The sequence below is a fragment of the Thainema salinarum CENA647 genome (assembly GCF_057732415.1).
On sequence record NZ_JBYJZJ010000022.1, the window covers coordinates 6,172,061 to 6,197,282 of the forward strand.

The 25,222-nt window shown below is 50.1% G+C and carries 22 protein-coding genes; 15 read left to right on the top strand and 7 right to left on the bottom strand.

The features are described from left to right. Positions 1-120: 120 nt before the first annotated feature. Complete coding sequence (psbA, locus tag AC286M_RS33875; RefSeq protein ID WP_488208587.1) at positions 121-1,203, bottom strand: photosystem II reaction center subunit D1; 1,083 nt, start codon at positions 1,201-1,203, stop codon at positions 121-123. A gap of 796 nt (positions 1,204-1,999) precedes the next feature. On the opposite strand from psbA, the gene AC286M_RS33880 reads away from it, so the two are divergent. From AC286M_RS33880 to AC286M_RS33890, 3 genes are read left to right on the top strand one after another with little or no spacing between them, the layout of a single operon-like run. After that, positions 2,000-2,878 carry a phosphatidate cytidylyltransferase gene (locus AC286M_RS33880; RefSeq protein WP_488208588.1) on the top strand — a complete coding sequence of 293 codons (879 nt, stop codon included), beginning with the start codon at positions 2,000-2,002 and terminating at the stop codon, positions 2,876-2,878. 53 nt (positions 2,879-2,931) lie between these two features. Beyond that, positions 2,932-3,192, top strand: a complete 261-nt coding sequence (locus tag AC286M_RS33885) for a hypothetical protein (RefSeq protein WP_488208589.1) — start codon at positions 2,932-2,934, stop codon at positions 3,190-3,192. A gap of 59 nt (positions 3,193-3,251) precedes the next feature. Next, the gene (locus tag AC286M_RS33890) at positions 3,252-4,322 is read left to right on the top strand and encodes a D-alanine--D-alanine ligase family protein (RefSeq protein ID WP_488208590.1); all 1,071 of its coding nucleotides are present in this window, start codon (positions 3,252-3,254) and stop codon (positions 4,320-4,322) included. A gap of 2 nt (positions 4,323-4,324) precedes the next feature. Here the strand turns inward: AC286M_RS33890 and AC286M_RS33895 are convergent, their stop codons facing one another. Then, complete coding sequence (locus AC286M_RS33895) at positions 4,325-4,456, bottom strand: hypothetical protein (protein ID WP_488208591.1); 132 nt, start codon at positions 4,454-4,456, stop codon at positions 4,325-4,327. Positions 4,457-4,571: 115 nt separating this feature from the next. On the opposite strand from AC286M_RS33895, the gene AC286M_RS33900 reads away from it, so the two are divergent. Together AC286M_RS33900 and psb29 are read left to right on the top strand one after the other, a co-directional pair. After that, positions 4,572-4,949: a rhodanese-like domain-containing protein gene (locus AC286M_RS33900; RefSeq protein WP_488208592.1), complete on the top strand. Its 378-nt coding sequence runs from the start codon at positions 4,572-4,574 to the stop codon at positions 4,947-4,949. A gap of 305 nt (positions 4,950-5,254) precedes the next feature. Continuing rightward, the gene (gene psb29 / locus AC286M_RS33905) at positions 5,255-6,013 is read left to right on the top strand and encodes a photosystem II biogenesis protein Psp29 (RefSeq protein WP_488208593.1); all 759 of its coding nucleotides are present in this window, start codon (positions 5,255-5,257) and stop codon (positions 6,011-6,013) included. 138 nt (positions 6,014-6,151) lie between these two features. Here psb29 and AC286M_RS33910 read toward each other — a convergent pair whose 3' ends face one another. The 3 genes from AC286M_RS33910 to AC286M_RS33920 all read right to left on the bottom strand — a co-directional run bounded on the left by AC286M_RS33910 (position 6,152) and on the right by AC286M_RS33920 (position 9,123). Next, positions 6,152-7,099: a glutaminase gene (locus AC286M_RS33910; protein WP_488208594.1), complete on the bottom strand. Its 948-nt coding sequence runs from the start codon at positions 7,097-7,099 to the stop codon at positions 6,152-6,154. Between the two features lie 20 nt (positions 7,100-7,119). Continuing rightward, positions 7,120-8,523, bottom strand: coding sequence for a TldD/PmbA family protein (locus tag AC286M_RS33915; protein WP_488208595.1), 1,404 nt, complete (start codon positions 8,521-8,523; stop codon positions 7,120-7,122). Between the two features lie 234 nt (positions 8,524-8,757). Next, positions 8,758-9,123, bottom strand: a complete 366-nt coding sequence (locus AC286M_RS33920; RefSeq protein ID WP_488208596.1) for a DUF6464 family protein — start codon at positions 9,121-9,123, stop codon at positions 8,758-8,760. Positions 9,124-9,483: 360 nt separating this feature from the next. Here AC286M_RS33920 and AC286M_RS33925 point away from each other — a divergent pair, with 360 nt between their 5' ends. The 7 genes from AC286M_RS33925 to AC286M_RS33955 all read left to right on the top strand — a co-directional run bounded on the left by AC286M_RS33925 (position 9,484) and on the right by AC286M_RS33955 (position 20,387). Beyond that, positions 9,484-10,509: an SGNH/GDSL hydrolase family protein gene (locus tag AC286M_RS33925; protein ID WP_488208597.1), complete on the top strand. Its 1,026-nt coding sequence runs from the start codon at positions 9,484-9,486 to the stop codon at positions 10,507-10,509. Between the two features lie 108 nt (positions 10,510-10,617). Beyond that, complete coding sequence (locus AC286M_RS33930) at positions 10,618-11,688, top strand: M42 family metallopeptidase (protein WP_488208598.1); 1,071 nt, start codon at positions 10,618-10,620, stop codon at positions 11,686-11,688. An 84-nt stretch (positions 11,689-11,772) separates the two neighbouring features. Next, positions 11,773-12,243: a CBS domain-containing protein gene (locus tag AC286M_RS33935; RefSeq protein ID WP_488208599.1), complete on the top strand. Its 471-nt coding sequence runs from the start codon at positions 11,773-11,775 to the stop codon at positions 12,241-12,243. A gap of 127 nt (positions 12,244-12,370) precedes the next feature. Then, complete coding sequence (gene nblB / locus AC286M_RS33940) at positions 12,371-13,036, top strand: phycobilisome degradation protein NblB (RefSeq protein ID WP_488208600.1); 666 nt, start codon at positions 12,371-12,373, stop codon at positions 13,034-13,036. Positions 13,037-13,477: 441 nt separating this feature from the next. Continuing rightward, on the top strand, positions 13,478-14,224 hold the full coding sequence (locus AC286M_RS33945; RefSeq protein ID WP_488208601.1) for a hypothetical protein: 747 nt from the start codon (positions 13,478-13,480) through the stop codon (positions 14,222-14,224). A 503-nt stretch (positions 14,225-14,727) separates the two neighbouring features. Next, the gene (locus tag AC286M_RS33950; RefSeq protein WP_488208602.1) at positions 14,728-15,591 is read left to right on the top strand and encodes a serine/threonine protein kinase; all 864 of its coding nucleotides are present in this window, start codon (positions 14,728-14,730) and stop codon (positions 15,589-15,591) included. After that, positions 15,501-20,387: a trifunctional serine/threonine-protein kinase/ATP-binding protein/sensor histidine kinase gene (locus AC286M_RS33955; RefSeq protein ID WP_488208603.1), complete on the top strand. Its 4,887-nt coding sequence runs from the start codon at positions 15,501-15,503 to the stop codon at positions 20,385-20,387. Before AC286M_RS33950 ends, AC286M_RS33955 begins: the two co-directional genes overlap by 91 nt. 78 nt (positions 20,388-20,465) lie before the next feature. Here AC286M_RS33955 and AC286M_RS33960 read toward each other — a convergent pair whose 3' ends face one another. Further along, entirely contained in the window at positions 20,466-21,923 is a 1,458-nt protein-coding gene (locus AC286M_RS33960) for an RsmB/NOP family class I SAM-dependent RNA methyltransferase (protein WP_488208604.1), read from the bottom strand. Positions 21,924-22,045: 122 nt separating this feature from the next. Here AC286M_RS33960 and AC286M_RS33965 point away from each other — a divergent pair, with 122 nt between their 5' ends. Continuing rightward, positions 22,046-22,228, top strand: a complete 183-nt coding sequence (locus AC286M_RS33965; RefSeq protein WP_488208605.1) for a YqaE/Pmp3 family membrane protein — start codon at positions 22,046-22,048, stop codon at positions 22,226-22,228. Between the two features lie 160 nt (positions 22,229-22,388). On the opposite strand, the gene trxA is transcribed toward AC286M_RS33965, so the two are convergent. Beyond that, on the bottom strand, positions 22,389-22,721 hold the full coding sequence (gene trxA / locus AC286M_RS33970; RefSeq protein ID WP_488208606.1) for a thioredoxin: 333 nt from the start codon (positions 22,719-22,721) through the stop codon (positions 22,389-22,391). Between the two features lie 411 nt (positions 22,722-23,132). Between trxA and AC286M_RS33975 the strand changes: the two genes are divergently transcribed. Both AC286M_RS33975 and AC286M_RS33980 read left to right on the top strand, forming a co-directional pair. Continuing rightward, positions 23,133-23,387: a TIGR03643 family protein gene (locus tag AC286M_RS33975; protein WP_488208607.1), complete on the top strand. Its 255-nt coding sequence runs from the start codon at positions 23,133-23,135 to the stop codon at positions 23,385-23,387. A 287-nt stretch (positions 23,388-23,674) separates the two neighbouring features. Next, positions 23,675-25,195 carry a FecR domain-containing protein gene (locus AC286M_RS33980; RefSeq protein WP_488208608.1) on the top strand — a complete coding sequence of 507 codons (1,521 nt, stop codon included), beginning with the start codon at positions 23,675-23,677 and terminating at the stop codon, positions 25,193-25,195. Positions 25,196-25,222: the final 27 nt, after the last annotated feature.

The following is a 25,222-nucleotide window of genomic DNA, read 5'->3' on the forward strand; positions in this document are numbered from 1 at the left end:
CCTCAGTGCCACCACAGTCCAAAAGAACAGTAATTGACTAACGCTATACACAACAAAAAAGCGCCTTCCCTGAGGAAGGCGCTTTCCGCTAGTTTCTGAGAGCTAGCCGACTAAGCAAGCTTAGCCGTTGATTGCGGGGGCTTGTAGAGCAACTGGAGAAACATCACTAGATGCCAAGTCAAGCGGGAAGTTGTGAGCATTGCGCTCGTGCATCACTTCCATACCCAGGTTCGCCCGGTTCAGTACGTCAGCCCAGGTGCCGACAACGCGGCCTTGGCTATCCAATACAGACTGGTTGAAGTTAAAGCCGTTCAGGTTAAACGCCATTGTGCTGATGCCCAGTGCCGTGAACCAAATGCCAACCACGGGCCATGCACCCAAGAAGAAGTGCAGGCTGCGGCTGTTGTTGAAGCTCGCATATTGGAAGATGAGACGACCGAAGTAGCCGTGCGCTGCCACGATGTTGTAGGTCTCTTCTTCTTGGCCGAACTTGTAGCCGTAGTTCTGAGACTCGGTCTCAGTGGTCTCACGCACCAGAGAAGAGGTCACGAGAGAACCGTGCATAGCGGAAAACAAGCTGCCGCCGAAGACGCCTGCCACACCGAGCATGTGGAAGGGGTGCATCAGAATGTTGTGCTCAGCTTGGAACACGAACATAAAGTTGAAGGTACCGCTGATTCCCAGAGGCATACCATCAGAGAAGGAGCCTTGGCCTAGAGGATAAATTAGGAATACTGCGAAAGCGGCAGACAGCGGAGCGCTGTAAGCTACGCAGATCCAGGGACGCATACCCAGGCGGTAGGACAACTCCCACTGACGACCCATATAGCAAGAAATGCCGAGTAAGAAGTGGAAGATAATCAGCTGGTAAGGGCCACCGTTGTACAACCACTCATCGAGGGAAGCCGCTTCCCAGATGGGGTAAAAGTGCAGACCGATAGCGTTGGAAGAGGGAACAACTGCACCAGAGATGATGTTGTTACCGTATATCAGAGAACCTGCAACAGGCTCACGGATACCGTCGATGTCAACGGGAGGAGCTGCGATGAACGCAATGATGAAGCACGTGGTTGCGGTCAGCAGGGTAGGGATCATAATCACACCAAACCAACCTACATAGAGGCGGTTATCGGTGCTGGTCACCCACTGACAAAAACGCTCCCATGCACCAGCGCGATCGCGCTGCTGTAGAGTCGTAGTCATAGTAAATAATGCCAGTGAAAATACTACAGATGGTTAAAGATTACAGAGCAGTAAAAATAATTACTCTGTTGTTGCTCAATATGAAACTAACCTTGCAAAATGTCTAGATACGCGCATTATTTCTTTGCCTATCTAAATATTTTGTTACAAATGGATTTGTGTCGCGCAAGATTGTTGTTTAGCAGCATTTACAGCATCTATTGTAGCGAAAATAAAGCAAAAAAGTGATCGATTTAACAGTCTTAAAGTCATTGTAATTGAGCGGATCAAATTTGAGGATTTGGATAAAAGTGAATCACAGAAGCATCGCTATGACAGGGTTGAACGGACACTGAAAAGGTGCGATCGCACAATGCTAAAACCACCTTGAGGCAATCAAACTCCAAATTCATTCCGTCAAGTCAATCGACAAACAAATACATTAAAATTTACAGGACACAACATTATTTACATTTGTATACGAAAAATTCAATTCCCACTCTCATGGCTTTGTTTGTCAGTCTTGAGATTCTTTTAGACTGCTGTCAAAATCATTAACCTAGTCTTAAGGCATCGTGTGACTGGGTCATCCGAAAGACATGCTGTAAAAAGCCATCATGGTAAGACAGCTGCAGAAATAGTGAGAATGCCCCGACCCTAAATCTCTTTGTTTACTTTTTGTTTGCCCCAAGCTTAATCCAGATGAATTTGTTAAGCATCTGTTAAGCATTGCTTCAACTGCCCTTGGCTTCCTAGCAGAGGCTCCTCGATTCGCCTAAATTATCAAAAATACTTTTTTATATACGAGAGTTGTTTCATGCCTTGGTCTCGCATCCTTAGCGGAATTGTCGCCATCGTTTTTGCCCTTGGAATTGTGATCACTGGGGGCTGGTACTTTACGGCTGGTTTCGGCATCATCATTTATCTGGGGCAGCAAGAAATTTTTGAGATGGTGCGGGCTAAAGGCATTGCCCCAGCGGCCAAGACCACGCTGGTAGTCAGCCAAATCTTGCTGATCGTTTCAACATTATCGCCGGATTTGGCCGATGCGATTTTTCCGGTGGCTGGAACCGCTATCTGCTTTTATCTGCTCTTTCAACCCAACTTTGCCACGATTGCTGATATAGCAGCGTCCGTATTGGGTTTATTCTACGGTGGCTATCTGCCGAGTTACTGGGTCAGACTGCGCACATTGGGCAGCGTCGAAAGCGCCAATCTGCCGCTGGACGGTTTCTGGCCAGAACAGTGGTCAGACTGGCTTGATATTCAACATCTGCCCCAGGGCTTAATGGTGACGCTGATTGCATTTGGCTGTATTTGGGCGGCGGATATTGGTGCATATATCTTTGGCAAACTGTTTGGCCGCACTCGTCTCTCAGATATTAGCCCTAAGAAAACGGTCGAAGGGGCCGTTTTTGGCGTAGCAGGTAGCGTCACAATTGCCGTTCTGGGAGCCTGGGGACTCGGCTGGCCGATTTGGCCGCTGACGGGCGTGGCACTCGGTTTAATTATTGGATTAGCCAGTTTGCTCGGTGACTTAACTGAATCGATGATGAAGCGAGATGCAGGCGTGAAAGATTCCGGCCAGTTAATTCCAGGACACGGTGGCATTTTAGACCGGGCTGATAGCTATGTCTTCACAGCACCGCTGGTGTTCTATTTCGTGACGCTGTTTTTGCCAATTGTGCCGCACTGATTTGTACCAGTGTGGGCTTCAGCGATATAGATAGAGCAGTAGAACGCTAAACCATGACAGATCCATCACCATCACCAGAGCAGCCGGATTCATCCAGTGAACCGTCAGTTCAAGCAGTCGTGGCTGATCTGGTAGAGCGCTATGGCGTTTCTGGACTACTACAGGGCATTTGGCAATATGCACAAAGCAAAGCAGCTCTATTCCGAGCTGTCGATAGCGATCGCAGTTATGCTTGGGTGGGTTTAGCTCACCTGCTGAAGCAAGCATTAGATATTGCTCAGCGAATTGAAAGTGATGAAGAACGGGGTCGGTAAATCGTGCTACCCTAGCTGAAATTTGGCTGCGAGTTGATGTAGGAAAAGAGGTGGGCACGATGGCAACGCAAACGGTCGGACTCTTATTTGGCGGTCGTTCGGGTGAACATGAGGTATCCATTAGCTCGGCACGGGCCATTTTTGCGGCCTTGACCACTGCTCCAAATACCGAAAAATACACTGTTGTCCCGTTTTATATTCAGAAAAACGGCGTTTGGTGTGATTCGGCCACAGCGCAACAGGTTTTGGAATCAGGCCAGCCAATTGTGACCGACACGGATCAAGCAGATGGACAACAGCTTTGGCAGTTTCCAACAGCCGTGGCTGATGTAGACGTTTGGTTTCCCATCCTGCACGGCCCCAATGGCGAAGACGGCACGATTCAGGGACTGTTTCAGCTCATGCAGGTGCCCTACGTGGGGAACGGGGTTTTGGCATCCTCAGTAGGAATGGACAAGATCGCTATGAAACAAGCCTTTGCTCAGGTTGGGCTGCCCCAAGTTGACTATGAAATCGTCACGCGTGATGAGGTTTGGTCGAATCCCTGCGTTTTTCCTAAAGTTTGCGATCGCATTGAGGCCAAACTGGACTATCCCTGCTTTGTCAAACCCGCTAATCTCGGCTCATCGGTCGGCATTTCCAAAGTGCGATCGCGCTCCGAGTTAGAAGCGGCATTGGACAGCGCTGCCAGCTACGACCGGCGGATTATTGTCGAAGCAGGCGTGACCGCGCGCGAAGTGGAGTGTGCGGTACTCGGCAACAGCGAGCCACAGGCATCAACGCTGGGTGAGATTAGCTTTGACAGCGATTTTTACGATTACGAAACTAAGTACACAGAAGGCAGCGCTGATTTAGCGATTCCGGCCCCAGTGCCCGATGATGTCAAAGCCAAAATTCAAGAGTACGCCGTGCGCGCGTTTCAAGCCATTGATGGAGCGGGAATTGCGCGGGTTGATTTCTTCTATGTCGAAGCGACGGGCAATATCCTGATTAATGAAATCAACACCATGCCCGGATTTACCTCGACGAGCATGTATCCGATGCTGTGGAAAGCCAGCGGTATTGACTTTGTAGAACTCGTGGATCGACTAGTTCAGCTTGGGCTGGAGCGAATGCAGCCAAAACCTTGAAATTAAATCTGGCGGCCAAAATCAAATAGACGGAAAGAGGGCACAGTAGCGCTGCTGCCCTTTTCTTGTTGCAAAGCGATATAGCGATATATAGCAATAGCAGTATCAGCATCAGCGCCACTAAATTCAGCCAAGCAGAAACAGAAATGCATAAACCGCTACATTTGTGAATATTTTATTAGCAATTCTTTGAAATCTATTAGCATTGTTGTTACATTGCAGGGGTACTCCTCACACCTCAGTTACTCCATGAGCAACTTTCTACGGATTTTTCCGATCCCGGCACCCTTCAAACCCAAATCGCGGGTTTACGATCTCAAATCGCGCCTCGACTGGGGTGAACCTGCGCTCACGATTATTGATGTTTCCAACCGCGAATCATTTAACTATTGCCATATTCGAGGCGCGATTCATCTGCCGATGGACTCATTGGCGGCGCAGGCTCGGCTCAGTTTAGAGCTTAATCGAGATATTTATGTATACGGCGAAACCGATGATGAGACGGCGATCGCAGCCCAGGCACTGCGGGCTGCAGGCTTCCAAAATGTGGCGGAGATCATCGGTGGCCTGGGTGCATGGAAGGCAGTAGGCTTTCCAGTGGAATCGACAACTGCGATCGCAGTCTAGAAATACATGTAGTGAACGCAACAGTTACAGCTTGCGATCGCAGCTTAAATTAACTTCAGGTTTGCCTATATAACTTGGCAATCCTTAATCCTGGTGAATCACTGCAAGTCTTGTCCTCGATTGGGCAAGGCTTTTTTGTTGTGCGGATTAACGCTGACAGGCCACATAATATTCCGTAGCTATTCCCCTTTTTGAGGACACCCCACCAGCGTTCCGTGAAGTTCACCTTGGCAAACGTCCAGCAAAACGCGAGAATAAAGATCGTGCCACACATGCTCTTATATAAAAATTGATCAGACTTGCCCGTGAATACTGACGTTCGTACTGTTTCAGATACCAAGCGCTCCTTCTACGCCCACCATAAGCGTCCGATCAATTCCATCTATCGTCGGGTAGTGGAAGAGATGATGGTGGAAATGCACCTGCTTTCTGTAAATGTCGATTTCAAATACGATCCCATTTACGCTCTAGGTGTGGTTACAACCTTTGACCGCTTCATGCAGGGCTACATCCCTGAGCAAGATAAGACCTCTATCTTTAACGCTCTGTGCCAATCTGTGGAAGTGAGTCCAGAGCAATACCGACAGGACGCAGCCCAATTGGCTGCCAGTGTAGAAGGCCTGTCCCTCGATGAATTTAAACGTCAACTACCGGGAGCAGAAGGAGCTGGCTCTGGCGCACTAGGCGGCTATTTTCAAACTATTGCCAACGACCCAAACTACAAATACAGCCGACTGCTGGCAATTGGCCTATACACTCTACTCGAAAAGGTTGCTCCAGAGGCGATTGCAGACGATGGTAAGCGTAAAGAACTCATCACGCAGGTCTGCACGGCCATCGGCTTTAGCGACGAGAAAATGCAGAAGGATCTAGACCTGTATCGCAGCAACCTGGAGAAGATCTCGCAGGCCCAGGAAGTGATGAAAGATATCTTGGAAGCCAGCCGCAAACAGCGCGAAGAGCGGGGTAAGCGCCTTCAGGAAAAGCAAACTAGCGATGGTGAAACGGGTGCTGTTTCTGACAGCACATCCGAAAACACGCCCGAGTCCACTGAGGCAAATTAGACATTGATACGAAATCCGCTCCTAACAGCCAGGTTTAGCTGTCAGTTTTAGCTGTTTGTGATCGTCAGGCATGGCCTAACGATCACAAACAATAATTCGGTTTCCTATAAACGGTCTGCAGTTTCAACAAGATCAGCTTCAACTCAAGCAGCTCAGAGGCAGATGCTTGGCTAACTGTTCAATTAAAGTGATACCTGCCACTGAATTGCCAATTTTATCCAGCGGGGGACTGTACACTGCGATCGCACCTTGACCGGGCACCACGGCCAGGATAGCGCCGCTGATGCCAGATTTCATTGGTAGACCCACGCGCACCGCAAACTGAGCCGACGCTTCGTACAGGCCACAGGTCAACATCAGTGCATTCACCGCCTGCCGATGACGGTCTTTAACTCGACTGGATGAAACGGCCAGTAGATAACCTAATTTCACTAAATCAGTCACCGTGCCCGCCAAACAGCAAATCTGCTGATAGGTATCCAGAGCTTGGCCGTCGTTTTTTAAGCGTCCAGCTTCCTGTAAAACCGCAGCCAGTGCTTCGTTACGGGCTTGTCCTAATGTGCGAACAGAGTTCAGCATGGCCTGGTCAAGTGCAAGATTAACCTGAGCTTTGTCGTTGAGCCAGTCACAGAGAATCTGACAGCAGTGGGCAGCAGTGGAGCCAGGGACTTTATCGGCAAGTGCGATCGCGCCGCTGTTGATCATGGGATTACGAGGATAGCCCTGGTCGGCCTGGAGCTGATCGAGGGAATTAAACGGTTGGTCGGAAGGCTGGACACCAACCCAATCAAACACCTGCTCGGCACCAAACTGCTCTAGCAGGTACAGCAGCAGCAGCGGCTTAATCACGCTCATCAAAACAAAAGAATGCGCTAAATCCCCAGTTTGATAAACGAGGCGTTCCGTTGTCTCGTTCGTACCATCAGCCGCATCGTTGACATAAATCTGGGCCGCAAACCAGTTGGGATTGGCCGTCGCCAGTAACGTAATTCGATTCGGTACATGTCCCTGAATAGCTTGATGCCGCGCCTGTTCAGCCCATGCGTCAAACTGCGCCGCTGATAGTGCCTTAAACGGAGAAACCATACCGAATCCACTGGGCTGCACTATTCCATCTCGTCTACTTCGCCACCAACAACAACATTACGAATCCGCAGGCTAGGCCCACCGCAACCAACTGGCAGACCACTCTGTCCACCCTTGCCACAACCGCCGGACTCGTCCCAGTAAAAATCATCGCCGATCGCCTCAATGTCGGCCAGAGTGCGAAAGACATTGCCCGATAGCGTCACATCCCGCACAGGTTCGGCAATTTCGCCATTGCGAATCATCCAGGCTTCCCCAGCAGTAAAGGTAAACATTTCGCCGTTGGTCATGCCGCCCAGCCAGTTACGGGCATAAACGCCTTGCTCAATGCCGCTAAACAGGTCTTTAACCGGAGTTTTACCCCGCTCAATCCAGGTATTGGTCATCCGGACAATGGGGGGATAGTGGTAGTTCAAGCAGCGGGCATTTCCGGTGGGAGCTTCACCCAGCTTTCCAGCGGTTTCGCGGGAGTGCAGGCGTCCGACGAGTACCCCATCCTGAATCAACTGCGTCGTTGTGGCCGGAGTGCCCTCATCATCGTAGTAATAGCTGCCTCGGTGGCCTGCCGGAGCGGCCCCATCAAAGATTTGCAGATCCGCTGGCCCAAATCGCCGCCCCAGCGTCATCACTTCCAGCAAATCGGGATTTTCATAGGCCATGTCCGCCTCGGACAGATGACCAAACGCTTCGTGCACAAACAGTCCGGTCAAAATTGGGTCGATGACCACGGTATAGACATCGCCGCGCACCGAGGGCAAATTAAGAGCCGCAACCGCTCGCTGAGCTGCACATCTGACTTGCTCATCAAGATTGGTCATATCTTCATAAGCGCTGCGGGAACCCGTGGTTTCTCGCCCCGTTTGCACAGTTTCGCCATTACGGGCCGTGGCCGCGAACCGCATTTCCATATCCGTCCAGGACTGCTCAATTAAGCTGCCGTCAGATGTGGCGAGAATAATTCGCTGAGAGCTGTCGCCATAGCGGACAGATGCAGTGGTGATACAGTCATCTACGCCGCGCAGAATATCGGAGTAGTGCTGGCAGAGTGCTTTTTTATCAGCCAGCGGCACCTGACGCGGATCAGTGCCCGTCAGCGGCAGACGACGCACGGTTTGAATCGCCTCTACCGGAGCCAGATTCGTATCCCCTTCGCCGATGATGCGAGCTGAGGAAATGGCTTCTTCGATGCGATCGCGTAATGTTCCTAATTGATTAAAGCTGGCAAATCCCCAACCGCCTTTGTAGCAAGCCCGAACCTGTCCACCAACGGAAATCCCTTCGCTGAGAGTTTCAATCTTGTCACCCCGCAGCATAATATCGGTGCCTTCCGATTCTTCTAGGCGAATGGCGAGATAGTCAACGCGATCGCGATAGCGGTTAATCAAGTCAGACAGCAGATTACGATGATCATCGAGGATGGGCATGGTCGTAAACCGAACTAAAGAAGCTTGCCATCATTGTGCCGTTAAATGGGGTGAAACGTCAGGGGGGTTGATGGTTTTTGGTTGATGGGTGGTGGTTAGTGGTTGGTTGATAGGGATGTTTAAGGGAGTAGGGGAGTAGGGGAGAAAGGGAGTAGGGGAGAAAGGGAGTAGGGGAGAAAGGGAGTAGGGGAGAAAGGGAGTAGGGGAGAAAGGGAGTAGGGGAGAAAGGGAGCCTTATTCTTGGGGTTCGTAGAATTGGCAGCCGTCGCAGGGGCCATTGGGATTGACGGCACAGCGCATAATCTCTGATTGGGCATTGTAGCGACAGGAGGCGTCGCCCACTACCCAATGCTGCGCGACCCAACTGCGCTCGTCTAGATGGGGAGCTGATTGGACGTAGAGGGCAATTTTATGCAGCTGATACTGACCCGATCTCAACTGATAACGATGGCGGCGTTCCAGAACCGTGTAGGTTTTTCCCTCGACGTCAAGATAGGAACCGGGTTGAGGTACCCAATCTAAATAAAGCTGTCCAAGAGACTGCCGTGAATGGCTGAGAATAAGCTCCGTAGGCAATTCGGTCGGAGATTGATTAGGCATAGGGTGAGACACTGCGATCGCAGATTTTAGCTCTACATGCGATGAGTGGTCGATTCACGTTTTGATAAATTGCTGGCATGCATCGTATTGTACAGCGTCCATCATAGACCTATTGTCTCAGCCGTGCAGTTCCGACTCATGCAGCTGCACGGTTTGCATCCTCATCGCAATTTCACAAACAACTGGCCTATTCGGCACTCGCTTCATCTGAACCTCACATTTCCTCGTCTGCGTAAAAAAACGTATGCAAACAGCAGGCAAGCCTTTGAAATTCGTTATCTTGCTATAAGAGGAAATCAGGATTCTGCATCATGTGTGCGTATAACTACTGAAAACTTTTTATAAACATTAAGCCCCCTTATGAAACACTATTTTGCTTCTGCCGGAATTGCTGTTTTAGCTGCGATCGCGCCTCTCGAAGCCAGTGCCGCTACGTTTAGCCAAATTTATGTATTTGGCGATAGCCTTGCCGATCCGGGCAATCTTTTTCAGGCATCAGGTGGGCTTGTGCCGCAAACGCCTCCCTACGCTCAGCGATTTTCTAACGGCCCCGTTTGGGTTGAATACCTGGCGGCTGATTTAGGTTTAGCTCCAGCCCTTGCCGCTGATGTATCAACAAATGTAGATGATGGGATTAACTTTGCTGTTGGTGGAGCGAGTACAGGCCCAAATCTGACCAATTTCCCACTGCCGCTAGGGGTTTTGTCACAGGTCAACGTGTTTACCCAACTGATTGACACTGCCCCGCTCCAGCCGAATGACGATGCGCTCTATATCTATGTGGCGGGTGGGAATGACATTGTGGCAAACTTGGCTGGTTCGCCAGACTTTGCTGATCTCAGCCTGTCTTTATCAAACACAACAACGGCGCTTCAAAGTTTAATCGACATCGGCGCGGAAAATATTCTGGTGAGCAACGTGCCGGATCTTGGAGCAACGCCACGGTTTAACGTGTTGCCCAGTGCTGGCGTAATTAGTAATATCGTCAACAGCTATAACCAGTCTTTGGCTGCAATTTTGGATTCGTTATCGCTTAGTAATCCAACCGCGAATCTGATTGGGTTTGACCTGAATGGATTATTCGGAGATGCGATCGCAAATCCAGCCAATTATGGTTTTACCAACGTCACCGACGCCTGCCTAGGTGACGGCATGTTTTCAGTTGACAATCCCTTTGGCGTTTGTAGCGATCCTGATTCTTATCTGTTCTGGGACAACTTCCATCCCTCAACTGCCGCCCATGCCATCGTCGCTGATGTTGCCTTTGCCCAACTGCATGAACCCGAAGCGGTGCCGGAACCCGGTTCACGCTGGAGCCTTGTTGCATTGGGAGCCGTGACGGTCGGGGCCACAGCCTATCGTCGTCATACGCACAAAGCCGCATAGTGCTTGAATCGTAAAATAGGGGGTGCCGTGCTGAGTACGGCACTCCTCAAACTCTGAGAGATTTTCTGTAAGATCAAACGACTGAGATCTTTCAACAGGAACCCCTTCATGTCTGCGTTAGATGCTGAATCTGGTCGGCCAACTTTCGATGCGCTGTTCACCACGATTGAATCGCTGGTCATGTGTCATTCGCCCAGCGGTGTGGAAACCGAGATTAACCAAACGCTGCTGAAGCGATTTCAGGCATTAAACGTCCAGGTTTGGCAGGACGACGCAGACAATATCATTGCTCATTTACCCGGAAAAAACCGCGATCGCAGTTTAGCCATCACCGCCCACAAAGATGAAATTGGGGCCATCGTCAAAACTGTAGAAATCGAGGGGCGTGTCCAGGTACGTAAGCTGGGCGGCGCGTTTCCCTGGGTGTATGGCGAAGGAGTCGTAGACCTACTAGGGGATGAGCAAACCCTCAGCGGCATTTTGTCCTTTGGGTCGCGCCATGTCTCCCACGAATCGCTACAGAAAGATCTGCAAGACACGGCACCCTTACGCTGGGAAGATGCCTGGGTAGAAACCAAGCAGTCCAACGAGGCGCTGGTTGCCGCCGGAATTCGCCCCGGCACGAGAGTGGTGGTTGGCAAGCACCGCAAGCGCCCGTTTCGCATGGGAGACCATATCGCCAGCTACACACTCGATAACAAGGCGTCGTTAGCAATCCTCCTCGCTCTTGCAGAGCAGATCGAGCAGCCTGCGGTTGATTTGTATTTAGTCGCCTCGGCCAAAGAAGAAGTTGGCGCAATCGGCGCACTCTACTTCACCCAGCGCCAGAAAATTGACGGCCTGATTGCGCTAGAAATTAGTCCCCTCGCCCCGGAATACCCCATCGAAGGCGGTGAATTTCCGGTGCTGCTCTCGCAGGATAGCTATGGCCTCTACGACGAAGGCTTGAACCGTGAGATTCGGCGAGCGGCGGATCGGGTAAATATTCCACTCCAGCTCGCCGCGATCAGCGGCTTCGGTAGCGACGGCTCCATTGCCATGAAATTTGGACATGTATCTCGTGCCGCTTGTCTGGGCTTTCCGACGCAGAATACCCACGGGTATGAAATTGCCCATTTGGGTGCGATCGCAAATTGCATTACCGTCCTTAAACATTACTGCGAAACCAGCGGGCTATAGCGCTATACAATGATCATCAGAAGTTCGTGACAAAAAAGCGCGATCAATCGGCGTAATCAAGGTTTATCAGCCCCTTCCATTCCTATGGCCAAAACTGTTGCAGACGTAATGAACCGTGATATCGTCACGGTCAAGCCAGAAACTCCCATTAATGACGCGATTCACTTGCTTTCCGAGCGCAAAATCAGCGGCTTGCCCGTTGTCAATGATGAAGGCAAACTGGTCGGTGTCCTGTCTGAGTCCGACTTGATGTGGCGCGAGAGCGGTGTCACTCCGCCCGCTTACATCATGGTGCTGGATAGCGTTATTTATCTCGAAAATCCAGCCCGCTACGAGCGTGAACTGCACAAGGCGCTGGGTCAGACGGTTAAAGAAGTAATGACCGAGAAATCTATCACCACGATCCGCCCGGATCAGCCGTTAGCAAAAGCGGCTCAACTTTTGCTGCATCGCGATATTCGCCGCCTGCCCGTAGTCGATGAGCAAAATCATCTGGTGGGCATTCTCACCCGTGGCGATGTCATGCGCGTAATCGCCGCCGATGCCGAAGAATAGGCTGTAGTTTTGTTAATCCACGGCAAAGTCATCAATCTCACCACTTTTTCCAAGCTCCACTATTAACGATCAACTATTCACATTCCTTTAATTTCCTACTTTTTATACATTAGTTTTTCGGATTGCCATGAGCGTTACCCCCGATTCCGTCCAGCAAATGATCGCCTCTGAAGACTATGGCGATCGACTCAAAGGTATTAACCAACTGCGTGACCTAGAACCTGCCACTGCATTTGAGCTGATCAAGCAGGTTGTAGCCGATACGAATCCGCGTGTTCGCTATGCTGCCGTCAGTCAAGTGTCTAGCTTAGGTCACCAAGATCGACAGCAGGCGCTCGATATCTTGCGCGATCGCTTACTGCACGATTCCGAGGTCGATGTGCAAGCCGCCGCTGCCGATTCGTTGGGCGCATTGAAGCTCACAGAAGCCTACAGCGATCTAGAAGCCAGCTATCAAAACTCATCCGAATGGCTGCTCCAGTTCAGCATTATTGCGGCATTGGGTGAACTGGGTGATCCTCGTTCTTTTGATTTACTCGAACAGGCGCTTTCCTCTGAAAATGAACTGGTACAAACGGCAGCAATCGGCTCACTAGGCGAACTGGGCGACGATCGGGCAGTCGCGCTGCTCGTCCCTTACTGCTCCAGCCCAGACTGGCAAATTCGCCATCGCCTCGTGCAAGCTCTTGGTCGTCTCAATAACCCAGAGGCTCAGTCAGCGCTGAAAAAACTAGCCGATGACGAAATGGAAATTGTTGCACAAGAAGCTCAAGCAACATTACAACGCGGCTAATTAAGCCTTTACTAGCTTTTTTCTGAAAGGAAGTAACTCAAAGTTACTTCCTTTTTTTTAGCTACGGATTCAAGTTTTATTTTGAAGTATGAAATTAGCTCAGTATTTGAAACTCCTTATCTCTTGTTGTACTAAAGCCTAGAAGGATGATTTGTTATCGCATCGTGGCAGCAAAGTCATTACTTTGAACTCGTACTTTAAATGCATAAAAAAGTGAAATTCACGAGTATTTCTAATACTTATTCGGATAAATTTTATTCTTAAACATAATATTAGCTCAATGTTACTGACTGCTTTTGTGAGGGAATGATAAAGCAGTGAGACGCATCGTGATAGCGCATGTCCTGATTTAGAGCCAATTTTTAGAGAAATCAGTATTCCTGATCGCCAAAAATTGGCTACGAGCATTGATCTACTATTTATTAAGGGAAGATCTCCAACATGAAGAAAATTCTGCAGCTCATTGATCAAAAGAATGAAGAGTTTGCGAAACTGCCGTTCTTCCAGTTTATGGAAGATGAGAGCATTGACCCTCGACAAAAGCTGGCCTTCTCACCCGTTATCACCCCTCTAGCACTAGAGTTTAGTAAGCTTTGTACACAGGTTTTTCGTCAAGAAGCAGCAGGCAATCGCGTGCAGGAAATTGTCAATAAGCATACCCAAGAAGAGCATTTTCACTGGCAGTGGCTCCTCGAAGATATGAGCAAGATGGGCACTGACTACACTATGCGTTTCAGTGATGTTGTGAGGTTTTTATGGAGCGATCATACAAAAGTTTCTCGCTCCATGTATTCCCTATTTGAGCGCTATACTCGTGATGCTGATCCTGTAATGCGCCTGATTGCTATCGAAGTCTCTGAAGTAACGGCAAACGTATTTTTCCGCTCAACTAAATCAGCAGCGCTGCAACTGCAAGAGATGACTGGAGAAGAATTCCGCTATTACGGAATGTGCCACAATCACATTGAAAATACGCACACCCTAAGGACTCCAGAAGTTACGGCTTACATCCAAAGCATTGAGCTGACCGACGAGGTTCGCCAGCAGGCTCTTGAATTGATTGATAAGTCATTTGAGTACTTTGCAGATTTAGTGGACGAGTTTTTGGTATTTGCGCAAGCTCACCCATACCAAGAACCACCCTCTGTAAAAATCAAGAAAGATCAATTACTCAGCTCTGTTGCTTAATTCAACCAGTAATCAAAACGATATTTCGAAAGTATCGTCTAAATGCAATGCTTGATAAGTGTACTGTTCGGCTATTATTTTGAGTCGAGCAGTACACTTTTGTCTTGTTTATTTAACTAAGGATTGTGGATTAAATAGCCTGTAAACCGTTTAATCCGTAGGGACACGGCAATGCCGTGTCCCTACCTCAAAGATTTCACCTTATTAAATTCGCCTTCCCAACCAACTGTGATATCGCATATTGCATCAAACCATAGCGGCGCAATTCAAAGAGATATTCAACGTTAAACTCCATAAGATTCAGGTATCCCAAAAATCAATTTACTTGATTTGTTAAGTTATCCAACAATCATGAAAGACTGTAGAAAAAATCTCGGCTCTTATTAGCATTAGTAAGACAAATCGAAGTATAAATTACAGTATTTATAAGGTTGTTTGAGCTACAAAATCCTGGGAATACTAAGAGGTGATTTACTTTCGACTGACTAGTAGTGCCATCAGCCATGCAAGCAACTCTCAGTGTTCCCGAATATCAGCTTGATCATCTTCTACATTCCAGTTCTAGAACTCTTGTTTATCGAGGAGTAAGAAAGCAGGATAAACAACCAGTAGTGGTAAAACTACTGAAAAATCCTTATCCCAGTGCGGTTGAATTGATGCAATTCCGCAATCAATACACAATCGCTAAAGATCTTGATCTACCAGGCGTTGTCCGATTTTATAGTCTCAGCACAGAGCAATCTCAGTTTGCGCTGATTATGGAAGACTTTGGGGGGATTTCTCTCAAAGAATATATCAATTGTCAGGCCGCAAATTTAGAACCAGCCGCTAAGCTGATGGAATTTTTGCAGGTTGCGATCGCAGTTGCTGACATCCTGCACGATATCTATCGGCACCGGATTATTCATAAAGATATTAAACCAAGCAATATTTTAATTAATCCCGAAACGAAGCAGGTTAAGCTGATTGACTTCAGCATTGCTTCCCTGCTGCCGCGCGAAACTCAAGCTCTCACCAGTCCCAACGTATTGGAAGGAACGTTAGCCTATCTGTCGCCGGAGCAAACGGGGCGGATGAATCGCGGCATTGACTACCGCACCGATTTTTATTCCCTGGGCGTTACCTTCTATGAGCTGTTGACCGGACAACTGCCGTTTCAGGTCGAGGATGCGATGGAGCTCATCCATTGTCATATCGCGAAGCAGCCAGTGCCGCCGTGTGAGGTTGAGTGGAGCAGAGGAGCAAGGGGGCAAGGGGGCAAGGGAGCAAGAGGGATGTGCGCGCAAGACGGCTCCCCATCTCCCCATCTCCCCATCTCCCCATCTCCTCATCTCCCATTCCCACAGTTTTGTCAGACATCGTCATGAAGCTGATGGCGAAGAATGCCGAGGATCGCTATCAGAGTGTGCTGGGGCTGAAGTATGACCTGGAGCAGTGCTTATCCCAACTGAAAGAAACAGGTCGGATCGAACCTTTCCAGTTAGCGGAGCGGGATGTGTGCGATCGCTTTTCGATTCCAGAAAAGCTGTACGGGCGCAAGCAGGAAGTTGACACCTTACTGGCAGCGTTTGATCGGGTGAAGGAAGGAGCCACCGAACTGATGCTAGTGGCGGGTTTCTCCGGCATTGGCAAAACCGCTGTCGTGAATGAGGTGCATAAGCCGATTGTCCGGCAGCGGGGCTATTTCATTCAGGGTAAGTTCGACCAGCTGCAGCGCAATATTCCCTTTTCGGCTTTTGTGCAGGCGTTTCGCGATTTGATGCGGCAACTGCTGACCGAAAGCGAGGCGCAGCTAGAGCGCTGGAAGCTGAAAATTCTGCGATCGCTGGGTGAAAACGCTCAGGTCATCATTGATGTCATTCCCGAACTGGAGCAAATCATTGGTGCCCAACCTGCTGCGCCAGAACTGTCCGGTGTGGCGGCTCAAACTCGCTTCAATCTGCTCTTCCAAAAGTTTACGCAGGTGTTCACCACCCAGGAGCATCCGCTGGTCATCTTTCTGGACGATTTACAGTGGGCGGATTTGGCCTCTCTGAAATTGATGCAGACGCTCTGCCGGGATGTAGACACCCAGTATCTGCTGCTGATTGGAGCCTACCGCGATAATGAAGTCTCTTCGGCCCATCCCCTGATGCTGGCAGTGGAGGAACTGCGGCAAGCGGAAGTCGTCGTAAATGCGATCGCACTTGCTTCCCTCAGCCAGTCCCATTTGAATCATCTGGTTGCCGACACCTTACACTACTCGGCGGACGAAGCCCTGCCGTTAACGCAACTGGTTTATCAGAAAACCCAAGGCAATCCCTTCTTCAGCAGTCAGTTTCTCAAATCGCTGCATCAGGACAAACTGCTGATTTTTGATACCAGTCAGGGGAAATGGCAGTATGACCTAGTTGGCATCCAAACGGCAGCTTTGACGGATGACATTGTCCAGTTTGTGGCTTGTCAGCTGCAAAAGTTACCCGCAACCACCCAAGAGGTGCTTAAGCTAGCGGCTTGCATTGGCAACACATTCGACCTGGCAACGCTCTCTATCGTTTACGGCCAGTCGTTCACGGAAACAGCAGCGGAGCTATGGCCAGCGCTGGAAGAAGGGTTAATTGTGCCCACAAATGATGCCTATAAAGCATTTCAAGATGAGGTCGAACATTCGCTTAACGGCAAATCAAGATCAGGTTCAGCGCTATCCCATCTGTCGCCCGATCAACTGCCGACCTACAAATTTCTCCACGACCGCATTCAGCAGGCTGCTTATTCGCTGATCCCGGCGGATCAAAAGCAGGTGACGCACCTCCAAATCGGTCAGCGATTGCTATGCAATACATCAACTGAAAATTGGGACGAGAAGCTGTTTGAAATTGTCAACTCGCTCAATATTGGGGCAGCGCTGATTACTGAACAAAGCCAGCGTGAAGACCTGGCTCGGTTGAATCTGCAAGCCGGACAAAAAGCCAAAGCCGCGACGGCATTTGGTACCGCTCTGGAATACTGCCAAGCTGGAATTGCTCTGCTGCCCACCGATGGCTGGCACAGCCAGTACGATCTGACGCTGGCGCTGCATGAGATCGCTGCCGAGGCGGCCTATCTGTGTGGTGAGTTTGAGGCAATGGAGCAGTTGACCACCGCCGTCATGAACCAGGCTACAGCGCTCCTGGATCAGGTGAATGTGTATGACATTCGAGTGCAAGCTTATACCGCGCAAAATGATGTACTGGCTGCGATCGCAACTGCGCGTCAGGCCATGAGCCTATTTGGGGTCAACTTTCCGGACAATCCCACCCCAGCCGACATTCAGCAGGCGCTCCAGGAAACGACGGAACTGGCAAATAGCAAGTCCCTAGACGAACTGCTCAACTTACCGACCATGACCGACGCTGAGAAACTGGCCGTCATGCGGATTGCCGTTAGCGTGGCCCCGGCAGTTTATATCGCGATGCCCAATCTGTTTGCCCTGCTGACGCTTTCTCAGGTCAAGGCATCGGTTGAATTTGGTAATACTCCCTTCTCAGCCTTTTTCTACGCCTGCTACGGCATTCCGCTCAGCAGTGCGCTGGGCAATATTGCCGCCGCCGACAAGTTTGGCAAAGTCGCCCTCGGTCTGAATGAGATTTTCAACATCAGCGCCCTGCAACCGACGACGCTTTATGTAGTGGGCGCGTTTTTGGTTCACCAAACCTCCCATCTGCAAGACTCTCTGCAACTGATGCTGGATGGCTATCAGCTTGCTCTAGAAACGGGCAACCTCTACTACGTTGGCTTCAATACCAAGGATATCTGTCAGTACTCCTACTTTATGGGGCAGGAACTCTCCAGCCTGGAGCAGGACATGCAGGCATATGGTCAGGTGCTGGCCAATTTTAAGCAAATTACTACGCTCAACTACTGCCGGATTTATCATCAAGCTGTCCTGAACCTGTTGGGACAGAGTGAAAATCCCTCTGCCATGCGGGGTAGCATCCTGGATGAAGACCAGTTTCTGCCGCAGTTGCAAACAGCGAATGAGTTCACTGGGCTGCACTATTTCCATCTGCACAAGCTCATCCTTTGCTACCTATTTGGCGACCTGCCACGGGCGCTTAAAACAGCCGCTCAATCCAGGGATTACTTAGCCGCTGGCACAGGTTACGCCACAGAACCCACGTTTTACTTCTATGACTCGCTGACTGCGTTGGCGGTCTACCCCACTGCTTCTTCCGCTGAGCAAACTGAACTGCTGAACCGCGTCGCTGACAATCAGGCGCACCTAAAGCGATTAGCAGACCATGCGCCGATGAATTATCGCCATAAGTTTGATTTGGTTGCCGCAGAGCGCTATCGCGTCCTCCAGCAAAATACAGAAGCACTGGAAGCCTACGATTGTGCGATCGCAGGTGCTAAAGAACATGGATTTGTGCAGGACGAAGCCTTAGCGAATGAGCTAGCAGCTCGTTTCTACCTAAACTGGGGTAAAGAAAAGATAGCCCAGGTCTATCTAGCTGATGCCTACTATGCCTATGTGCGATGGGGCGCAACGGCCAAAGTGCAGGATCTGGAAGCTCGCTATCCGAATCTGCTCACCCCCATGCTGCATCGGGAGGAGGGATTTACCAGCCGCCGATCGCTGAAGGCAACCACGACGGGCAGCGGCACCAGCGGCAGCACCAGCGTCTCGGACATGCTGGATCTGGCTACGGTGATGAAATCCTCGCAAGCGCTTTCGGGTGAAATTCAGCTCGACACGCTGCTATCAACTCTGATGCAGGTGCTAATTGAAAATGCGGGTGCCGAAACCTGTGCGCTCCTGCTGCGCCAGGACGGTGAGTGGATTGTCTCGGCCCAGGGCATGAGCCATCAGCCCACCGTGTTTCCCAACCACCCCCTCGCCGATAGCCAATCCCTGGCTCAGTCGGTGGTCAATTACGTGATTCGCACGTCCGAGACGCTGGTATTGGACAGCGCCTGCACTGAAACGACTTTCGCCAACGATGCTTACATTTTGGCCCATCGGCCCAAGAGCATCCTCTGCACCCCTGTCTGCAATCGGGGTCAAGTGATTGGCATTCTGTATCTGGAAAACAAGCTGACCAACGGGGCATTTACCCATAATCGGCTAGAGGTGCTGCGTCTGCTGACGGCGCAAGCGGCCATTTCCCTACAAAATGCTCTGCTGTATAACAAGCTGGCGGTGGCGAAGGAGCAACTGGAGGAATATAGCCATACGCTGGAGCAAAAAGTTGAACAGCGTACCCAGGAGTTGAACGATAAGAATCAGTGTCTGTCGGACGCACTGGAGCAGCTCCAGCAAACTCAAACCCAGTTGATTCAGACGGAAAAGATGTCCTCGCTGGGCCAAATGGTGGCCGGGATTGCCCACGAAATCAACAATCCCATCAACTTTATCTACGGCAATCTCACCCATGCCGATGGCTATTGCAGCGACTTGCTGGGACTCGTGGACTGCTATCAGCAGCACTATCCTGATCCGGTAGCTGCGATCGCAGATGAGATGGCGGCGATTGAGTTTGACTTTCTAAAAGACGATTTGCACAAGCTGCTGCAATCGATGAAGGTGGGAGCGAACCGGATTCGTCAAATTGTCCTGTCGCTGCGTAACTTCTCGCGGCTGGACGAGGCCGAGATGAAGCCCGTCAATATCCATGAAGGGATCGACAGTACGCTGCTGATTTTGCACCATCGGCTGAAAGGTAAAGATAACCATGCCGAAGTCCGGATCGTCAAAGATTATGGCGTTCTGCCGGAAATTACCTGCTTTGCCAGCCAGCTCAATCAGGTCTTTATGAACATTTTGAGTAATGCGCTGGATGCCCTCGAACAGCGTAGAAGCCGTAAAGTCGGCACAAAGGTGGCTCAGGCAGATCTCAATACTGTGTCGCCATCGTTTCCCTTTATGCCATCTGATGAGCTAAGCCCCACGATTCGCATTCGGACGACAATGGACGGCGACACCGTTCGCATCTGGATTGCAGATAACGGCTGTGGCATTCCCAAAGCTATTCAGGCACAGCTCTTTGACCCCTTTTTCACCACCAAGGAAATTGGTAAAGGTACGGGGCTAGGACTGTCGATCAGCTACTCTATCATCGTTGATAAGCACGGTGGCCAACTCAGCGTCAGTTCAGAACCTGACCAGGGAACTGAATTTGCGATCGCAATTCCAAAACAGTGACGATTTTGGATTTTGGATTGGCGATTTTGGATTGGCGATTTTGGCAAGTACGGTGGGCAATGCCCACCTCAATGGGTTTTAACCGGACTTTGTATCGTCAGATGGCGTGTCAAACCGGACGCGCATCACTTTGGGAATTTGCGATTGCAATCGTCCTGGTGTGTAGCGACCGCAGCCAAGCTGTATATCGCCGTAGCGCACATGGACATAGCAGGGCGTTCCTTCTACAAGCTGCACGGTGGCCGGATCGACGAGTACGGTTTCGCCCATGATGAACTGCTGGGCAATGGCCGCTGTGGGTAGGTTCACAATCTGGCGCTGTGCCCAGTGGCCGAATCGCTGTAGGCCATAACTGCTGGGCTTCCACGTGCCGGATGACAAGCGGAAAATGGGCAGTCCAATGCCCTGAATTGCTAAAGGTTTACCTGTTCCAGTCGGCGGTAGCTGCACCTGTTGCTCGGCTAACCAGCGGGTGGATTTGCCTTTTTGCCAGAGGGTGAACGGTTCAAAATGTGCAGGGTTTATGCTGAAGCGATCGCAAAATTCCAGCAGTACGGATCGATCCGCCAACGGTTCAACCAAGTCCTGTGCAGATGAACTCGGTTCAGGCGTTATGGAATCAGACAACTGTGCCTCTGTGCGGCGAATGCGGGCAGCAAAAAATCCACCCGTGTTGTTGAAATGGGGAAAGTAGCGCTGGGCATGGGCCACGTCAGCACGATAGGTTTTCCCTTGCCACTCGGTTAATCCTGGCATGACCGTTAGTCCAGGAATCGACACGGGTTCAATCACACCCCGATCGCCCAGTACCTTATCGAGTACCGCTTCGTTTTCTTCCGGCGCAAACGTGCAGGTGCTATAGACCACCACGCCGCCCGGTTTTACCAATTGCAGGGCGTGATCTAAAATCTGCCGCTGCACGGACGAAACCCATTCGCTGTAGCCCGGTCGCCAGTTGATATTTTGGAAACCCTTGCGTACCGTGCCTTCGCCGGAACAGGGGACATCGATTAGGATGCGATCGCAACTATGAGGCGCAAGGGGAATACTGCGACCGTCATAGTTCGTGACGACAACATTAGTTAAGCCCAAGCGGCCAATCGTGCTGGATAAGCTAGACAGTCGGCCAATATTTTTTTCGTTAGCGATGACAGTTCCGGTGCCAGCTAGCCGCATGGCAATTTGGGCCGTTTTCCCACCGGGTGCAGCACAGAGATCCAGCACGCACTCACCGGGCTGCGGGTCGAGTAGTTCAACTGCCGTCAGCGCAATCTCTTCCTGAACGTAGTACCAGCCCGCCACAAACGGAATCGTACTACCTGGTTTCGACCAATTATGGCTACGAAAGGCATCAGGATACCAGGACAGGGGTTCTAGCTCAACGCCAGATGACGCAAGCTGAGCGATTAGGTTGACCGAAGTGGTTTTAAGTGGATTGCTCCACATGCAGACGGGTAACGGCTGGGCAATACACTGAGTAAAGGCTTCCGGATCGGGCAGCAGCGACTGATAACGGTCAAGAATGGATTCAGACATACTTTAATTGGGCAGAAAAATAAGCACCCTTCTATAGACAGATGCCATAAATCCATCTAGGGATTGTTGGTATTTATAAGTGAGCTTGAAAAGATGGAGGTAGTAATTGGGAAATAACAAAAATGGACATTATTCGAATCATTTGTGCCATTATCCTACCGCCACTCGGTGTCTTTCTTCAGGTTGGCTTGGGAGCGCAATTTTGGATTAACATTCTCCTCACTCTTCTGGGCTACATCCCCGGCATTATTCACGCTATTTGGGTCATCGCTAAATATCCCAGACGCTCACCCAGCCAGTTCTAATCAGCACGTGAATCATCTACAGACGCTTAGTGAGATGACCACGGGGTAACGACAGAAAAACTTTTAATACACTGAAACAAGAAGCAGAAAGGCATTTCATCCTTTCTGCTTCTTGTGCTGACAAATTGAGCTTAGGTAGCGGCGGCTCTGTGCTCAGCGACTATGCAACCAGGACAGAATCGAGAGCAGCAACCAACTTATCTTGGGAAACAACACCCGACAGCATGTTGACCATGCGGCCTTCATGAAAGATCACAAAGGTTGGGACAGCGCTAATTCCATAGCGGCTAGCCAATCGAACATTGTCATCAATGTTCAGCTTTGTGACTTTAGCTTTTCCATCTAGTTCGTTGGCCAATGCATCAATCACAGGATTCATGACGCGACAGGGGCCACACCAGGGAGCCCAAAAGTCTACCAGTACCGGAATCGAGCTGTTTAAGACTTCGGCTTCGAAGTTGTCAGTATTGAGCTGGATAGGGTGAATGGACATGTGAGTTTAGCCTCCTATTGAAATCCATCATGAACGATTTTGGAACGATCGCTGCCGTAGAGCCTTGATACTTCTGCCCAATTATCTCTGCTAAATTTATCGCCAATGCCTGGACTGGAAATCCCACTTTGCGATCGCAAAGCACAGTACCTGCGTTCAGCCATCAGCTATCCCGTTGAGCAGAAATTTGAACGCTCGTTCCAAAATATCACCTAACAAAATTATGAACGTTCATGCAGTTCATTAACCAGGATGACGCATTAATCTGAATTAGGTCTGACAAAACGCTGAGAATAGGCTGAGGAAGCGTGAACGCTATCATCCATCTGCTGAAGTCTTTCGAGAGAACGAGCACCAAACTATAAACTTATATTAAGTTGAGGCAGTAGTAAAAACATAAACTGAGGAGATATGTCGCGCCAGCTAGATCTTGATCCCGTAGTGATTGATCGCATTATCGAAATGGCTTGGGAGGATCGGACTCCGTTCAGTGCAATCGAGTATCAATTTGGGCTGAAAGAAAAAGACGTAATCGCCTTGATGCGCCGAGAGATGAAAGCCTCTAGTTTTCGGATGTGGCGCAAGCGGGTAACAGGCCGCAAAACCAAACATCGTCAAAATAGAGACTTTCTAGTCGGTCGATTTAAGTCCGACAACCAGCGATAGCGCTAGTGCCAGTTGAGGGAAAAAACTGCTGAGAAACAGCCGCAGTCTAACCAAATCTGCGGACAAATTCCCACTATTTGAGTCGCTAGATATACCCAAATGCATAGCTGATTCTTCACGTAATTATCCTGATCGCCTAAAGATTGGATGAAAGGGGGAACAGGATGATGCCTAGAAGTGTCGTCTTATATTAGACCGATGGGTATAAGGGATTAAGAGGGGGAATTGTGATGAAGCTAGGGCGCACTGCCACTCGTTTGACTTGCGCTGCCCTGCTAAGTTTTAGCATGGTGTTGCCAACCAATCCAGCTTCAGCCAGTACCCCTCTAACACGGGCTGTTATTGAAGCCTTACGAAATCAGGTGCGGTTGTTACAGGAGAACCAATCAACCCGTCCGGCCAATGTATCTGACACGATTACACCTGGTGATGGGGTGGCCACAGGGCAATTCTCGCTGGCTGAACTCCGCTTCAACGATGGTTCTTTGGCACGCGTGGGCGAACAAGTCGTTTTCTGGTTTACGCCTCAAACCCGCTCCTTTCGTTTATCAAACGGAACACTGCTGATGCTAATTCCGCCGGGACGAGGCGGCACGCGCATTCACACACCTAACGTCACGACCGGCATCCGGGGCTCAGCTCTATTTGTTCGCCATGATGCCGAGACTAATACAACCTTGGTCGGTGCTTTGACCGATAGCGGCATTGAAGTGACCAATGCTGACAATACAGAACGCCTTGAACTCCAGGCCGGTCAGATGGCGGTTGTGGTAGAGAATACGATTCAGCAGCTGTATGAGTTTGACCTAGATACGTTCTATCAAACCAGTCCTTTAGTGGAAGGTTTAAAACTCAACCAGGCCGTCACGGACGATGAAATGGAAGCCTCTTCTGAGGAAGAGCGTGCGATCGCAGCCGTCCGAGCCGAAACCGTCATCGCACTACAGACACAGCAGTTTAATCACGATACAGCAGTTGCCACACAAGTTTTCGAGCTGGATGCTCAGCGGACAACAACGTCAGACACTCCAGATACTGCTGATAGCGTTGGTGTAGATACGATTGAAGACCCTGTTTCAACCGATCTAAATCAGATCACCACAGATGTAACCGTTCCTCTAGAAGGAGTCGTGAATGGAGTGGTGGATTCTGTTGCAGATGATCTAGTTGACGCGGTAGTTGATGATGCCATCAATGATGTCGGTAACGCTGTCGATGGTGTCGGCAATGTTGCAGATGATGTCGGAAATATCCCAGTTGTTGGCAATAGCCCCATCGATGACATTGTGGAGGGCGTTGTCGATGTTACTGAGGGTGCAATAGACAACACTGTCGATACTGTCGATGATTTGGTGGAGGGTCCAGATATAGTGCCGGATGCCGATCTAATGGACTTGATCAATGAGGGCGTTTTCCCAGGCCAAGGGAACGGCGTTGAAGATGGATTTCCAGGCCAAGGGAATGGGGTGCTAGATGGATTTCCGGGTCGAGGCAACGGTGTGCAAAACGGCAACAGTGGCCAAGGCAATAACAGCGTTGGTAACGGAAATGGCATGGGGAACGACAATCCGGGCGGCAATAATGGCGTCGGCAACAGCGTCGGAAATGATAATCAAGGTGGCAATAACGGCGTTGACAACGGCGTCGGAAATGGTGTCGGAAATGGTATTGGAAATGGCAACCAAGGTGGCAACGGTATCGGAAATGGCAACAACAGCCTGGGCAATGGTCTCGTAAACGATTTAGGCAATGGCCTACGTAATGGTTTAGGTAACGGTCTAAGCAATGGTAATGGGCGCAATAACTGAACCTGAACCAATAGGTTAGGATGAGGC